This window comes from Pseudomonas sp. P105, assembly GCF_032614175.1.
Lineage (GTDB): Bacteria > Pseudomonadota > Gammaproteobacteria > Pseudomonadales > Pseudomonadaceae > Aquipseudomonas > Aquipseudomonas rhizophila.
Genome location: NZ_CP126693.1, coordinates 2,074,224 through 2,088,516, shown reverse-complemented (window position 1 = coordinate 2,088,516; position 14,293 = coordinate 2,074,224). Strand labels below are relative to the sequence as shown.

The window sequence follows — 14,293 nt, the reverse complement described above, 5'->3', positions numbered from 1 at the left end:
GACTCATCGCGAGCAGGCTCGCTCCCACAGGATTATTTATTGCCGGACCAGGCGATGGTTCGGCAGCTGTACCTCTTCGGTACTGCGATACGGGTTGATGTCCAGCCCACCCCGCCGCACATAGCGCGCATACACCGTCAATTTTTCCGGTTTGAGCAAGCGTTGCAGGTCGAGAAAGATCCGCTCCACGCACTGTTCGTGGAAATCCGAATGCTGGCGGAAGCTGACGATGTAGGCCAACAGGCTGGCAGGGTCCAGCGCCGCACCGCGATATTGCACCGCCACGCTGCCCCAGTCCGGCTGGCTCGTCACCGGGCAATTGGATTTGAGCAGATGGCTGTGCAGGCTTTGCTCCACGATGCGCGAATCATCGCAGCGCAGCAGCTCCGGGCGCGGATGCTCGTAGGAGTCGACGGTGATGTCCAAGTCATCGATGCACACGCCGGGTAATGCCACGACCCCTTCACTTTCCACGTCCTTCAGGCTGCGGATGCGCACGCCCACCGGTTTACCGGCGGCCGCCGACAGGTCCTGACGCAGGGTTGCTTCCAGGCTCGCGGTATCAGCGAAGGGCGTCTGGTTCAGCGAGTTGAGGTACAGCTTGAAGGATTTGGATTCGATGATGTTTGGTGAATCCGCCGCGATTGCGAATTCACCAATGGCAACCACCGGTTTGCCAGACGGCAGCAGCCATGACAGCTCGAAACAGTTCCAGAAATCCACGCCCTTGTACGGCAGGGTCTCGGCCGTCAGGCCCAGTTCCGCCCATTTCGCGGTGCGCGGGATCGGAAACAGCAGTGACGGCGTGTACGTGGCGATGTATTCGCTGGATTTGCCCAGCGGCGAATGTTCGGCTGCGGGATGCATGACGGAAACCTGACTGAAGAATCAGCCAATTCTATCAGCCTTTGCCCCAGCCTTTGAGTGCTTACTGACTGACTGTCAGCTTGCCTTTCATCCCGGCCTGGTAGTGGCCGGGCACATTACAGGCGAACTCCAGCCGCATGGCCTTGTTGAAGGTCCAGGTCAGCTCGGCGGTTTTGCCCGGCTCCACCAGCACACTGTTGGGGTCTTCATGGCGCATGCCGGCCTCCCCGTGCCCCATGGAGTCATGGGCCATCCCTTGCTTCATTGCGGTCGGGGTCAGTTGTCCGCTCTGTTGCATCTTGAGCATTTCCTGCTGATGCTGGGCGTGCATCGCGGCATTGCCCAGGTTGAACTCATGCAGCAACTGACCTTTATTGATCAGCACGAACCGAACGGTCTCGCCAGCCTTGATATCAAGTGCAGCGGGGTCGAAGGTCATGTCCCCCATCACCACATCGATACTGCGACTGGCCTTGGCCGCCGAGGCAGGCTGGCCGAAATCAAAATGGCCCGGTGAAGCCCACGTGGGCGTACTGAGCACCAGTGCAAAGGCGGTCAGGATCAAGCGGTTTGCCATTAACATGTCCATACTCCTGTCAGATTCAGCGTGTGAGAACTCTATCTCTGCACACCTGCCAATCGGCTTACGGCTCGATTACAACTTTGTCAGGTAGAGCCACGGCCACGTCCGACGCGGTATAACGCCCTCGTTCCAACAACGCCTTGAGCTGCCCATGAAACTGCTGATCGTCGAAGACCAAACCAAAACCGGCCAATACCTGCGCCAGGGCCTGACCGAAGCCGGGTTCAACGCCGACTTGGTGGCCGATGGCATTACCGGCCAGCAATTGGCCTTGAGCGGTGAATATGCCTTGCTGATCCTCGATGTGATGCTGCCCGGCCGCGATGGCTGGCAGATTTTGCAGGCCGTGCGCGGGGCCGGCCTGGATACGCCGGTGCTGTTTCTCACCGCGCGGGATGCGGTCCAGGATCGCGTGCATGGCCTGGAGTTGGGCGCCGACGATTACCTGGTCAAACCCTTTGCCTTTTCCGAACTGCTGGCGCGAGTCCGCAGCCTGTTGCGCCGTGGTAGTTCGACGCCCCAGGAAACCAGCTTGCGACTGGCGGACCTGCGCCTGGACCTGATCCGCCGCCGCGTCGAACGCAGCGGCCAGCGCATCGACCTCACGGCCAAGGAGTTCGCGTTGCTGGAAATGCTCCTGCGTCGCCAGGGCGAGGTCCTGCCCAAATCCCTGATTGCTTCCCAGGTCTGGGATATGAATTTCGACAGCGACACCAACGTCATCGAAGTCGCGATACGGCGCCTGCGAATCAAGATCGACGACGATTTCCCCAGCAAGCTGATCCACACCGTGCGGGGCATGGGGTATGTCCTTGAAGAGCGCAACCTGTGAGGGGGCGTTGGTCGCTGAGCAGCCGGCTGGCGCTGCTGTTCGCCGCCTGCACCGCCGTGGTCTCCCTGTTTGCCGGCGTGCTGTTCAGCCGTGGCAGCGAGGCGCACTTCATCGAGCTGGATCAGCAACTGCTCGAAGGCAAACTGATCGGCCTGCGTCGCGCCCTGCAGGGGCTGGATGCCGAACAAACCCAAAGCCGTCTGGCAGATGAACTCAGTCGCCAGGCCGACCTGGCCTTGCGCATCAAAGATAGCGATGGCGTGCGCTGGTACGACAGTTCGCTGCGGATTCCGGCTCAGTTGCCGGAGCGTCCCGGCCTGTCCACTCTCAGCGATGCCGACACTGACTACCGGGTATTGAATGCACCGCTGTACCCCGACCGCCCCGACTCGCCGCAACTGACGCTGCTGCTGGACATCACCCACCACCAGCACTTCCTGCAACGCATGCAGCGCCTGATCTGGCTGACGGTCGGCCTCTCGGCCCTGGCTACCGCCCTGCTCGGCGCCTGGGCCGCCCGCCGCGGCTTGCGACCGTTGCGGCGTATGGGGGCCATCACCGGCAGCGTCTCGGCCCGCTCGCTTAATGCCCGACTGCCGGAAGAACACATGCCCGCCGAACTGGCGGAACTGGCCCACAGCATCAATGACATGCTCCGACGTCTCGATGATGCGTTTCAACGGCTCTCGGCGTTCTCTGCCGACATCGCCCATGAACTGCGCACCCCTTTATCGAACCTGTTGACCCACACCCAGGTCACCCTCACCCGCGAACGCTCGCTGGAGGATTATCGCGAAGCACTGCACAGCAATCTTGAAGAGCTGCAATGGATGGCGCAGTTGGTCAACGACATGCTTTATCTGGCCAAGGCTGACCACGGCTTGCTGGCACCCAGCCGCGAACCGCTGGAACTGGCTCAGGAAGTGGATCTGCTGCTGGAGTTTTTCGCCCCGCTGGCCGAAGACGCCCACGTCCGCTTGAGCCGTGAAGGCAACGGCCGCATCGACGGAGACCGCAGCATGCTGCGCCGGGCCCTGTCCAATTTGCTGGACAATGCTTTGCGCTTCACGCCTGACGGTGGCGAAGTACGAGTACATATTGTCGAGGGCGTTGGGCTGGTGCATGTGAACGTGGAGAACAGCGGTGACGGGATTTCAGCGCACTTGCTGCCGCGTTTGTTCGACCGTTTCTATCGCGCCGACCCGGCCCGCCAGGAAGGCAGCAGTGAACACGCCGGGCTGGGGCTGGCCATCACCCGCTCCATCGTCCGCGCCCATGGCGGGCAGATCCGCTGCGAATCGGCCGATGGCTGGACGCGGTTTTTGATCGAGTTGCCCAAGGGGGATTAAGCCCAACGCAAACCCTGGTGGCGAGGGGATTTATCCCCGCTGGGTCGCGAAGCGGCCCTAAACCCTGGCACCTGGGTGTAGCAGGCAGGTTGAGTTGACTGTATTGGGGCTGCTTCGCAGCCCAGCGGGGATAAATCCCCTCGCCACAGAGAGTGTCGCCCTTGGCACAAGGTTTTGCGCTGATTCAGGAATAGCGCAACGCCTGTGCCGGCTCGACCTTCGCCGCACGCCAGGCCGGGTAAACCGTGGCGAGGAAGCTCAGGATGAACCCGGCCGAGCAGATCAGCACCACATCACCGCGTTGAAGCTCCGAGGGCAGGTTGCTGACGAAATACACGTCGGAACTGAAAATATGCTGGCCAGTGACCCTTTCCACCCAACCCACTAAATCACTGACGTTCAGCGCCGCAATCACCCCCAGCACGCCGCCGATCAGCGTGCCGACCACGCCAATCACCGTACCCTGAACCATGAAAATCGCCATGATCTGCCGCGGCGTGGCGCCGATGGTGCGCAGGATCGCGATATCCGCGCCCTTATCGTTCACCACCATGATCAGGGTCGCGATGATGTTGAAGGCCGCCACCGCGACGATCATCAACAACAGCAGGCCGATCATGGTTTTTTCCATCTTCATGGCACTGAACAGGCTGCCCTGAGTGTGGGTCCAGTCGTCGGCCTTGTAGTCCGCGCCGAGGCCCGTGGCGATGTCGCCGGAAACTCGCGGTGCTGCGTACAGGTCCTTGACCGCCAGGCGCACGCTTTGCACCTGGTTGGGCTGCCAATGCTGCATTTGCGCGGCGTCGGCCACGTGGATCAGCGCCATGGAGCCGTCCAGCTCGGCGCCTACCTTGAACACGCCGACCACATTCAAGCGCTGCATCCGCGGGGTGATGCCACCCGGCGCGGTGCTGATTTCCGGCACGATCAGGGTCAGTTTGTCCCCGACGTTCAAACGGAAGCGCCGAGCAGTGATTTCGCCGATCACTACGCCAAACTCGCCCGGTTTCAAGGCATCGAGACGCCCCTGGACAATATGCTGGGCGACGATGGATACCTTGCCTTCCTGGGCCGGGTCGATGCCGCTGATCTGGATCGGTTGCATCGCGCCTTTATGGCTGAGCATGCCTTCCATTTCAGTGAACGGCACGGCAGCGATCACCTCAGGATTTTTCAGCGCCGCGGCAGCCACCGGCTGCCAGTCGTCGATCGGCTTGACGCCGACGATGGTGGCGTGGGGCACCATGCCCAGGATGCGCGAGCTCATTTCGCGCTGGAAGCCATTCATCACCGACAGCACCACGATCATCGCCAGCACCCCCAGGGCGAGGCCGATCATCGAGGTCATGGAAATGAACGAAACAAAGCGATTGCGGCGCTTGGCGCGGGTATAGCGCGTGCCGATGAAGATCGATAACGGTCTGAACATTCGCGGGGCACCGTATGAAAATAAAAGACCCGGCGCTTGCAGCAAGCGCCGGGTTTCGGTCGGTCAAATGGGCGTCAGGCAACCTTCCTGCAAGTGCAGGACTCGGTCCATCTGCCGGGCCAGGTTCATGTCGTGGGTCACCACCAGGAACGCGGTACGCATCGAGGTACTGAGTTCCAGCATCAGGTCCTGAATGCCTTGGGCGGTGTGGGAGTCGAGGTTGCCGGTCGGCTCGTCGAGCATCACCAGCCCCGGCTTGTTGACCAGGGCCCGAGCAATCGCCACGCGCTGGCGCTCGCCACCGGACAACTCCGCCGGCTTGTGCTCAAGACGATGGCCCAACCCGACCCGCTCCAGCAACGCCGTGGCCCGCTGGCGGGCTTCAGGGATCGCGGTGCGACCGATCAGCAGCGGCATGCAGACGTTCTCCAGCGCGGTGAACTCGGGCAGCAAATGGTGGAACTGGTAAACGAAGCCCAGGGAACGGTTACGCAGCAGGCCACGGGCCTTCTCGTTCAGCGCCGAGAGTTCTTCGCCGGCCAGCCAGACACTGCCGGCAGTCGGTGTATCGAGGCCGCCCAACAGATTGAGCAAGGTACTTTTGCCCGACCCGGACGTACCGACAATCGCCACACGCTCGCCCGGATGCAGCTCCAGCTGCAAGCCCGACAACACCACCACCGATTCCGGCCCCTCCTCGTAGGATTTGCCCAGGTTACGGCAGCTCAAGATTGCTTTTTCACTCATACCCGACTCACTCATAACGTAACGCCTCCGCAGGCTGGGTGCGCGCGGCACGCCAGGCTGGATACAGGGTGGCGAGGAAACTCAGGACCAACGCGGCGCCGCAGACCATCAACACATCGTCTGTCTGCAACTGCGACGGCAGGTAGTCGATGAAGTACACGTCGGCGTTGAGAAACTTGTGCCCGATCAGGCCTTCGAGAGCGGCAATCGCGGCGCTGACGTTCAGCGCGGCAAACATCCCGACCAAGGCGCCGACCACCGTACCGATCACGCCAATGACCGTGCCCTGGACCATGAAGATCCGCATGATCTGCCCCGGTGTGGCGCCAAGGGTGCGCAGGATGGCGATGTCGCCTTTCTTGTCGTTCACCACCATCACCAGAGTGGAGATGATGTTGAATGCCGCCACCGCGACGATCAGCAACAAAAGCAGACCGATCATGGCTTTTTCCATGCGGATCGCCTGGTACAGGTTGCCGTGGGTGCGGGTCCAGTCGCGAGCGTAGTAGCGGTCTTCGCCGAGCTGCTGGGCGATGGTCCACGCGACGCGTGGTGCCTGGAACAGATCGTCGAACTTCAGCCGCAGGCCCTGGACCTGATCCGGCTTCCAGCGATGCAGGCGCGCCAGGTCCTGAAGGTTGGTGACGCCCAGGTAACCGTCCAGCTCGCCGGCGCCGACATGGAAAATGCCGACCACGGTAAAGCGCTTCATGCGCGGGAACATGCCGCCCGGGGTCACGGTGACTTCCGGTGCCACGAAGGTCAGCTTGTCGCCGATGGCGGCGCCGAGCTTGGCAGCGGCCTTGTCACCGATGACGATGCCAAAGCTGCCTGGCGCCAGGTCGTCGAGTTTGCCCTGCTTCATGAAGTTGTCGATGATCGAAACCTGCCGCTCAAGCCCAGGGTCAATGCCATTGAGCAAGACCTTGGAAACCTTGCCATTGTGGGTCAGCAGCCCCTGCATCTGGGTGAACGGCGCAACCGCCAGCACCTGCGGGTTCTGCTTGACCTTGGCGGCCAGGCTCGGCCAGTCGCTGATGGCTTCGCCGGTTTCGAGGGTGGCGTGGGGCACCATGCCCAGCACGCGAGTGCGCATCTCATGGTCGAACCCGTTCATCACCGACAGCACGACGATCATCACGACCACGCCAAGGGCCAGCCCGATGATTGAAGTCAGGGAAATGAACGATACGAAATGATTGCGACGTTTTGCACGGGTATAACGCGTGCCGATAAATACGAAGAGAGGTCTGAACATGTCGGGGCTTGTTCGGAGGGAAAAGGAACGTCCTTGTGGCGGGGGTCACAAACCAGCTTTACACTCAGACCACCGCCGCTACCATGGGTTCGCCATGTCGACATTAGATGAAGAAGATCGCCGCGAATACTACCGTATCGAGGACACGATCGCACTGGAAATTCGGCCCCTCTCCATTCCTGAAGCTGCTGGCCAGGAAGTGTTGCAGGATGCTTCTCCACTGTTCAATCTGCTCAGCGAATTGCACCTGAGCGAATTCGAATCGCAACACCTGCTGCGCCAGATCAGCGAGCGCGAGCGTAGCATCGCCGCGTACCTGAAAGTCATGCACAAACGCATCGACCTGCTCAGCCAGGTCATAGCCCTGACGGCACTCGGCGAAATCGGCGAACCGCAGCCGGTGATCATTTCCGAGGGCGGCATCGACTTCCAATATCCCACCCCCATTGCCGTCGGCGCGCACCTGTCGATCAAGATGGTGCTGATGCCCCAGGCCCTGGGGCTGTTGCTCCGGGCCCGGGTCACTCATTGCGACCCCAAGGGCGACGGCTATGACGTGGGCACCGAGTTCGAACGCCCCACCGACGCCCAGCGCCAGTTGCTGGCCCGCTACATCCTGCAGAAACAGGCGCAAGAGCGACGCCTGGCGCGGGAACTGAACGAATCCGGCACCAATAAGGAAGAACCGTGACCCTCATTTATGGCCACCGCGGCGCCAAGGGCGAAGCACCAGAAAATACCCTGACCGGTTTCCAGGAGTGCCTCAAGCACGGCGTGCGCCGATGCGAGCTGGACCTGCACCTTTCAATGGACGGCGAGTTGATGGTGATCCACGACCCGACCCTCAAGCGCACCACCGATCGCCGGGGCAAGGTGGTGGAGCATTCGGCCGCCGAGCTGGTGACCTACGATGCGCGCAAGGGTGGCCCGGGCTGGATCAAGCCGTGCCCGATCCCGCGCCTGGAGGAGCTGTTCGAAAAATGTGATTTCGAGCATTGGCAACTGGAGGTCAAGAGTGCCTCACGCACCCGCGCCGCCGCCACCGTGCTGGGGATCCGCGAAATGGCCCAGCGTTTCGGGTTGCTGGACAAAATCACCATCACCTCCAGCTCCCGGGAAGTGCTCAAGGCTGCCCTGGACCTGACCCCGGACATCTCCCGCGGGCTGGTGGCCGAATACGCCTGGCTCGACCCGCTGAAGGTCGCCCAGAGTTACGGCTGCGAGATTCTGGCGCTCAACTGGACGCTGTGTACGCCGGAACGCCTGATCAAGGCCCAGCGGCAGGGGTTGCATGTATCAGTGTGGACCGTCAACGAACCCGCGCTGATGCGCAGGCTCGCCGACTTCGGCGTTGACAGCCTGATTACAGACTTTCCCGGTTTGGCCACTGCCACCCTCGAGAATTGCTGAAATCGGTCTCCCCGGCCGGCTCAGGCCACCGGCCGGAGCCGCTCAAAAAAGCCGGTTGAGCCCGTCATAGGCCGCTACCCGATAGGCTTCGGCCATGGTCGGGTAGTTGAAGGTCGTGTTGACGAAGTATTTCAGCGTGTTCAGCTCGCCCGGCTGGTTCATGATCGCCTGGCCGATGTGAACGATCTCCGACGCCTGGTAACCGAAACAGTGCACGCCCAGCACTTCCAGCGTCTCGCGGTGGAACAGGATCTTCAGCATGCCCTGCGGCTCTCCGGCGATCTGCGCCCGCGCCATGCTCTTGAAGAAGGCCTTGCCCACTTCATAGGGCACCTTGGCCTGGGTCAGCTCCTGCTCGTTCTTGCCGATCGAGCTGATCTCCGGAATGGTGTAGATGCCGGTCGGTACGTCGTTGACGAAGCGCCAGCTCCCGTTGTCGACAATGCTGCCGGCCGCTGAACGGCCCTGGTCATGGGCGGCGCTGGCCAGGCTCGGCCAACCGATCACGTCACCGGCACCGTAGATGTTCGTCACACAGGTGCGGTAGTTCTCGTCAACTTCGATCTGGCCACGGCTGTTGACCTTCACGCCGATGTTTTCCAGGCCCAGGGTGTCGGTGTTGCCGGTACGGCCGTTGCACCAGAGCAAGGCGTCGGCCTTGATCTTCTTGCCGGACTTGAGGTGCAGGATCACGCCGTTGTCCACGCCTTCGACGCGGTCGTAGTCCTCGTTGTGACGCACGGTGATGTTGTTGTTGCTGAAGTGATAGCTCAGGGCCTGGGAGATTTCCGAGTCCAGGAAGCTCAGCAACTGGCCACGGTTATCCACCAGCTCCACCAGCACACCGAGGCCGCTGAAGATCGAGGCGTATTCGCAACCGATCACCCCGGCACCGTAGACAATCAGCTTACGCGGGGTGTGGCCCAGGCTCAGGATCGTGTCGCTATCGTAGATACGTGCGTGGTTGAAATCGATATCGGCCGGACGATACGGGCGCGAGCCGGTGGCGATGATGATGTGCTTGGCCACCAGCTTTTCGACCACGCCATTGCCGCAGACCACTTCAACGGTCTGCTCGTCGGCAAAGCTGCCGGTGCCAAAGAACACGTCGACCCGGTTGCGGGCGTAGTAACCGGTGCGCGAGGCGACTTGCTTGGAGATCACCTTCTCGGCGCTCTTGAGCACGTCCGGGAAGGAGAACCAGCGCGGCTCGCCGATGGCGCGGAACATCGGGTTGGTGTTGAACTGCATGATCTGCCGGACCGAGTGACGCAAGGCCTTGGACGGGATGGTGCCCAAGTGGGTGCAGTTGCCACCGACCTGCCGACGGCTGTCGACCATCGCGACCTTGCGCCCTGCCTTGGCGGCGTTCATTGCCGCGCCCTCTCCCGCCGGGCCGGAACCCAATACCACCACGTCGTAGTTGTAGACAGCCATGCGTACTCCTCAGAACAGGCCGCGGCGCCACATTTGGCTCCACGGCTAAATCATGCCGGCCAGCGACATGAAGGAACAATTTGGGGCCGGTTCATGAGCCCGGCCACAGTCTATAGAAGCGTCAACGCCGCGCACATTACCCCTTGGTCGCGTCGTAGGCTAGTTTTGCCTGCGCTATTTCGCCACAGGTATGCTTTCACAACGCTGTCATCATTGGGTTTTTCCGCGACTGATCCGTTCAAACTCATCATTGGTGCGAACAATAAAACGGTCATTGTCCCGCAATACGAAAAATACCCCGACACCGTATTTTTCGGCATAGTCCCAACCCCGTTCAGGACCGAGAATCAGCAACAGCGTCGATAGTCCATCGGCCATCAACGCCGAAGGATGAATCACCGTGACTGACGCCAGGTTGTGTAGGACCGGCGTACCGGTACGCGCATCAAAGGTGTGGGAATAACGTCTGCCGCCCTGTTCGAAATATTTACGGTAGTCGCCCGAGGTGGAAACCCCGTAGCCGTTGACCTCGATAACGCGCTCAGCCACCCGCCGGTCGTCCCGGGGTTCTTCCAGGGCGATACGCCAGGCGGCACCATCGGGTTTGCGTCCGGCGGCCTTGAGTTCGCCCGTGACCTCGGCCAGATAGCTGTCGATGCCCAAGGCCTTGAGCCGGCTGGCGATGCGGTCGACGGCATAACCGGCGGCGATACTGTTGAAATCGACTTCCACCGCGGCGTCTTTGCACAAGCGGTCGCCGTCGATGCGCAGATGAGCATGCCCGACGCGTTGGCGCACCTGGGCCAGGGCTTCTGCGGTCGGTACTTTCTCTGCTCGGGACTGGGGACCGAAACCCCACAGGTTGAGCAGCGGCTCCACCGTCAGATCGAAAGAGCCGTCGCTTTGGGAGGACAACTGCTCACCCACGCGGATCAACTCCAGGACAGGGCCAGGCATGATCTGGCAGCTATTGGCCGGCAACGTATTGAACCGTTCAATGTCCGAATCGCTGCGATAGGTCGAGAACTGCCGATCCACTTCGGCGAGGATGCTTTCCACCTCGGCCCGCACCGCTTTCGGTCCAGGTGCGGCGGAATGCCTGACGTATTGAATCGAATAGTGGCTGCCCATGGTCGGGCCGCCGAAGCGCTCCAGGGTGTTGCCGTTGCCGCAACCGGACAACACGCCGAGCAGCACCACAAGCCCCATCCACCGTCCAGTTAACAAATCTTCATCCCCCCTCGAAACCGCGCCGGCCATTATGGGCTTCAGCGCCCTTCAGTCCAGATGCAAAAAACTGTGGGAGCGAGCCTGCTCGCGATAGCGTCGGATCAAACGACATTGATGTGACTGACACACCGCTATCGCGAGCGGGCTCGCTCCCACATTGGGTGCAGCGCTTTCATACAAGATTGTCAGAGTGAGTACCTACCCATGCCTTCCAACACCAGCAACGGCAAGGCGATCTTTCGCGTTGTCAGCGGCAACTTCCTGGAGATGTTCGACTTCATGGTCTATGGCTTCTACGCCACGGCCATTGCCAAGACGTTCTTCCCGACCGACAGTGCTTTCGCCTCGCTGATGCTGTCCCTGGCCACATTTGGCGCCGGATTCTTGATGCGCCCGCTGGGGGCGATTTTTCTCGGGGCCTACATCGACCGGCACGGCCGCCGCAAAGGCTTGATCATCACCTTGGCGATGATGGCCGCCGGCACCGTGCTGATCGCTTGTGTGCCGGGTTACACCACCCTCGGCGTGGCGGCACCGCTGCTGGTGCTGCTGGGGCGATTGCTGCAGGGCTTTTCCGCCGGTGTTGAGCTGGGCGGCGTATCGGTGTATCTGGCGGAAATTTCCACGCCGGGGCGCAAGGGCTTCTTTGTCAGTTGGCAATCCGCCAGTCAACAGGCCGCCGTCGTGTTTGCCGGCCTGCTGGGCGTTGGCCTCAATCACTGGCTGAGTCCCCAGGAGATGGGCGAATGGGGCTGGCGCGTGCCGTTTCTGGTGGGTTGCATGATCGTGCCGGTGATATTCGTGATCCGTCGCTCCTTGGAAGAAACACCTGAATTCCAGGCGAGAAAACATCGCCCTACCCTGTCGCAAATCATCCGTTCCATCGGTCAGAACTTCGGCATCGTCCTGGCGGGCATGGCGCTGGTGGTGATGACCACGGTGTCGTTTTACCTGATCACGGCGTACACGCCGACCTTCGGTAAAGCCGAACTGAACCTGTCGGACCTGGATGCGTTGCTGGTGACGGTATGCATCGGGCTGTCGAACTTCTTCTGGCTGCCGGTGATGGGCGCATTTTCCGACAAGATCGGACGCAAGCCCTTGCTGCTGGGAGCGACTATTCTGGCGATCCTCACGGCATATCCGGCGCTGTCCTGGCTGGTGGCGAACCCCAGCTTCAGCCATTTGCTGATCGTGGAGTTGTGGTTGTCGTTCCTGTATGGATCGTACAACGGTGCCATGGTAGTCGCCTTGACGGAAATCATGCCGCTGGAAGTGCGCACCACCGGTTTCTCCCTGGCCTACAGCCTGGCAACAGCGACCTTCGGCGGGTTTACGCCAGCGGCCTGTACTTATCTGATTCATGTGCTGGGCAACAAGGCCGCGCCGGGGATCTGGCTCAGTGGCGCGGCGGTGTTGGGGCTGATTGCTACCTTGGTGTTGTTCAAGGGTAATCGGCATGAACTGCGCACTGCACAAGCTTCAGTCGTCGGCGGCGCCTGACACATCGCTATCGCGAGCAAGCTCGCTCCCACAGTTGACCGCGTATACCCTGTGGGAGCGAGCTTGCTCGCGATGAGGCCGGCCCAGCCAACACAAAATCTCCAGACAAAAAAACGCCCCGACAAGTCGGGGCGTTTTCACAAGCGGCTAAAGCTTAGCGCGGGAATGCTGGCGGGTTTACACCGGCCATGTCTTCCATCACGCGAACGACCTGGCAGCTATAACCGAACTCGTTGTCGTACCAGACGTACAGCACAACGCGGTTATCCTGAACGATGGTCGCTTCAGCGTCGACCACACCGGCATGGCGCGAGCCAACGAAGTCGGTGGACACCACTTCCTGGGAATTGACGAAATCGATCTGCTTGTGCAGGTCGGAGTGCAGCGCCATATAGCGCAGGTACTCGTTCATCTCTTCACGGGTGGCGGCTTTCTCAAGGTTCAGGTTGAGGATGGCCATCGACACGTTCGGCGTCGGTACACGGATCGCGTTGCCGGTCAGCTTGCCGGCCAGCTCAGGCAAAGCCTTGGCAGCAGCGGTGGCGGCACCGGTCTCGGTGATCACCATGTTCAGCGCGGCGCTGCGGCCACGACGGTCGCCTTTGTGGAAGTTGTCGATCAGGTTCTGGTCGTTGGTGTACGAGTGAACGGTTTCAACGTGACCGTTGATGATGCCGAACTTGTCGTTCACAGCCTTGAGCACCGGCACGATGGCGTTGGTGGTGCACGAAGCGGCGGAGACGATCTTGTCGTCAGCGGTGATTTCGTTGTGGTTGATGCCGTGAACGATGTTCTTGAGCTTGCCCTTGCCAGGTGCGGTCAGAACAACGCGGTCGACACCCGGGCATGCCAGGTGCTGGCCCAGGCCATCGGCGTCACGCCATACACCGGTGTTGTCCACCAGCAGTGCGTCCTTGATGCCGTACTGGGTGTAATCCACCTCGGTCGGGTTCTTCGCGTAGATCACCTGGATCAGGTTACCGTTGGCCGTGATGGTGTTGTTTTCTTCGTCGATGGTAATGGTGCCGTTGAACGAACCATGGACCGAATCGCGACGCAGCAGGCTGGCGCGCTTGGTCAGGTCGTTCTCCGCGCCTTTGCGCACCACGATGGCACGCAGGCGCAAACCATCGCCACCACCGGTTTTCTCGATCAGGATGCGCGCCAGCAGACGGCCGATACGACCGAAGCCGTAGAGCACGACGTCGGTGCCTTTGCGTGCCGAAACGTTTTGCTGGCCAACCACATCAGCCATCTCTTCGCGAACGAACTGCTCGGCGCTACGGCCGTTGCCTTCGTTACGGAATTTGAACGCCAGCTTGCCCAGGTCCACCGAAGCCGCGCCGAGCTTGAGCTCGCTCATGGCCTTGAGCAGAGGGAATGTTTCGTGGACGGAGAGTTCGCTGTCGTCGGAAGAACGGTGGCGAGCAAAGCGGTGAGCCTTGAGAATCGCGATGACAGACTGGTTGATCAGGCTGCGGCCATAGATCGAGCTCACCACGTTGTTATTGCGGTAGAGCTGACCGATGAGAGGGATCATCGCTTCTGCGAGTGCTTCACGATCGATCCATTCACCAAGACACTGGTCGGGCTTCTGAGTCACGGGAACCTTCCACATGTAGGGGCTGAAAAAAGGGGCTACATTATG

Annotated in this window: 13 protein-coding genes; 5 read left to right on the top strand and 8 right to left on the bottom strand. The window is 61.0% G+C overall.

Annotation, left to right across the window (positions count from 1 at the left end):
- Positions 1-36 precede the first annotated feature (36 nt).
- Together queF and QOM08_RS09320 are read right to left on the bottom strand one after the other, a co-directional pair.
- Positions 37-867 (bottom strand): NADPH-dependent 7-cyano-7-deazaguanine reductase QueF, encoded by an 831-nt coding sequence (gene queF / locus QOM08_RS09325; protein WP_139050702.1) that lies wholly within the window; start codon positions 865-867, stop codon positions 37-39.
- A gap of 61 nt (positions 868-928) precedes the next feature.
- Positions 929-1,450, bottom strand: a complete 522-nt coding sequence (locus tag QOM08_RS09320; RefSeq protein WP_288916199.1) for a cupredoxin family protein — start codon at positions 1,448-1,450, stop codon at positions 929-931.
- A gap of 151 nt (positions 1,451-1,601) precedes the next feature.
- On the opposite strand from QOM08_RS09320, the gene QOM08_RS09315 reads away from it, so the two are divergent.
- The gene (locus tag QOM08_RS09315) at positions 1,602-2,282 is read left to right on the top strand and encodes a heavy metal response regulator transcription factor (protein WP_047227225.1); all 681 of its coding nucleotides are present in this window, start codon (positions 1,602-1,604) and stop codon (positions 2,280-2,282) included.
- Positions 2,279-3,631, top strand: a complete 1,353-nt coding sequence (locus tag QOM08_RS09310) for a heavy metal sensor histidine kinase (RefSeq protein ID WP_316912859.1) — start codon at positions 2,279-2,281, stop codon at positions 3,629-3,631. The genes QOM08_RS09315 and QOM08_RS09310 overlap by 4 nt, the downstream gene beginning before the upstream one ends.
- A gap of 184 nt (positions 3,632-3,815) precedes the next feature.
- Here QOM08_RS09310 and QOM08_RS09305 read toward each other — a convergent pair whose 3' ends face one another.
- The 3 genes from QOM08_RS09305 to QOM08_RS09295 all read right to left on the bottom strand — a co-directional run bounded on the left by QOM08_RS09305 (position 3,816) and on the right by QOM08_RS09295 (position 7,065).
- Positions 3,816-5,060, bottom strand: a complete 1,245-nt coding sequence (locus QOM08_RS09305; RefSeq protein ID WP_047227223.1) for a lipoprotein-releasing ABC transporter permease subunit — start codon at positions 5,058-5,060, stop codon at positions 3,816-3,818.
- 63 nt (positions 5,061-5,123) lie between these two features.
- Entirely contained in the window at positions 5,124-5,807 is a 684-nt protein-coding gene (gene lolD / locus QOM08_RS09300; RefSeq protein WP_162843734.1) for a lipoprotein-releasing ABC transporter ATP-binding protein LolD, read from the bottom strand.
- A gap of 7 nt (positions 5,808-5,814) precedes the next feature.
- A complete protein-coding gene (locus QOM08_RS09295; RefSeq protein ID WP_047227222.1) occupies positions 5,815-7,065 on the bottom strand; it encodes a lipoprotein-releasing ABC transporter permease subunit in 1,251 nt (416 codons plus the stop codon).
- Positions 7,066-7,159: 94 nt separating this feature from the next.
- Between QOM08_RS09295 and QOM08_RS09290 the strand changes: the two genes are divergently transcribed.
- Both QOM08_RS09290 and QOM08_RS09285 read left to right on the top strand, forming a co-directional pair.
- Positions 7,160-7,756 carry a PilZ domain-containing protein gene (locus tag QOM08_RS09290; protein ID WP_316912858.1) on the top strand — a complete coding sequence of 199 codons (597 nt, stop codon included), beginning with the start codon at positions 7,160-7,162 and terminating at the stop codon, positions 7,754-7,756.
- Entirely contained in the window at positions 7,753-8,475 is a 723-nt protein-coding gene (locus QOM08_RS09285; RefSeq protein ID WP_047227220.1) for a glycerophosphodiester phosphodiesterase, read from the top strand. Before QOM08_RS09290 ends, QOM08_RS09285 begins: the two co-directional genes overlap by 4 nt.
- A 42-nt stretch (positions 8,476-8,517) precedes the next feature.
- Here the strand turns inward: QOM08_RS09285 and sthA are convergent, their stop codons facing one another.
- Positions 8,518-9,912: a Si-specific NAD(P)(+) transhydrogenase gene (gene sthA / locus QOM08_RS09280; RefSeq protein WP_047227219.1), complete on the bottom strand. Its 1,395-nt coding sequence runs from the start codon at positions 9,910-9,912 to the stop codon at positions 8,518-8,520.
- A 210-nt stretch (positions 9,913-10,122) separates the two neighbouring features.
- Positions 10,123-11,121, bottom strand: coding sequence for an FAD:protein FMN transferase (locus QOM08_RS09275; protein ID WP_316912857.1), 999 nt, complete (start codon positions 11,119-11,121; stop codon positions 10,123-10,125).
- A 225-nt stretch (positions 11,122-11,346) separates the two neighbouring features.
- Between QOM08_RS09275 and QOM08_RS09270 the strand changes: the two genes are divergently transcribed.
- Positions 11,347-12,645 carry an MFS transporter gene (locus QOM08_RS09270; RefSeq protein ID WP_047227218.1) on the top strand — a complete coding sequence of 433 codons (1,299 nt, stop codon included), beginning with the start codon at positions 11,347-11,349 and terminating at the stop codon, positions 12,643-12,645.
- A 154-nt stretch (positions 12,646-12,799) separates the two neighbouring features.
- Here QOM08_RS09270 and QOM08_RS09265 read toward each other — a convergent pair whose 3' ends face one another.
- Positions 12,800-14,263 (bottom strand): glyceraldehyde-3-phosphate dehydrogenase, encoded by a 1,464-nt coding sequence (locus tag QOM08_RS09265; RefSeq protein ID WP_047227217.1) that lies wholly within the window; start codon positions 14,261-14,263, stop codon positions 12,800-12,802.
- Between the last annotated feature and the right edge of the window lie 30 nt (positions 14,264-14,293).

What these genes read in the sequence shown, in the direction of transcription:
- QOM08_RS09315 (WP_047227225.1), top strand. Translation starts at nt 1,602, where the DNA reads ATGAAACTGCTGATCGTCGAAGACCAAACCAAAACCGGCCAATACCTG.
- QOM08_RS09270 (WP_047227218.1), top strand. Translation starts at nt 11,347, where the DNA reads ATGCCTTCCAACACCAGCAACGGCAAGGCGATCTTTCGCGTTGTCAGC.
- sthA (WP_047227219.1), bottom strand. Translation starts at nt 9,912, where the DNA reads ATGGCTGTCTACAACTACGACGTGGTGGTATTGGGTTCCGGCCCGGCG.
- QOM08_RS09265 (WP_047227217.1), bottom strand. Translation starts at nt 14,263, where the DNA reads ATGTGGAAGGTTCCCGTGACTCAGAAGCCCGACCAGTGTCTTGGTGAA.
- QOM08_RS09290 (WP_316912858.1), top strand. Translation starts at nt 7,160, where the DNA reads ATGTCGACATTAGATGAAGAAGATCGCCGCGAATACTACCGTATCGAG.
- QOM08_RS09305 (WP_047227223.1), bottom strand. Translation starts at nt 5,060, where the DNA reads ATGTTCAGACCGTTATCGATCTTCATCGGCACGCGCTATACCCGCGCC.
- QOM08_RS09275 (WP_316912857.1), bottom strand. Translation starts at nt 11,121, where the DNA reads ATGGGGCTTGTGGTGCTGCTCGGCGTGTTGTCCGGTTGCGGCAACGGC.
- lolD (WP_162843734.1), bottom strand. Translation starts at nt 5,807, where the DNA reads ATGAGTGAAAAAGCAATCTTGAGCTGCCGTAACCTGGGCAAATCCTAC.
- QOM08_RS09295 (WP_047227222.1), bottom strand. Translation starts at nt 7,065, where the DNA reads ATGTTCAGACCTCTCTTCGTATTTATCGGCACGCGTTATACCCGTGCA.
- queF (WP_139050702.1), bottom strand. Translation starts at nt 867, where the DNA reads ATGCATCCCGCAGCCGAACATTCGCCGCTGGGCAAATCCAGCGAATAC.
- QOM08_RS09320 (WP_288916199.1), bottom strand. Translation starts at nt 1,450, where the DNA reads ATGTTAATGGCAAACCGCTTGATCCTGACCGCCTTTGCACTGGTGCTC.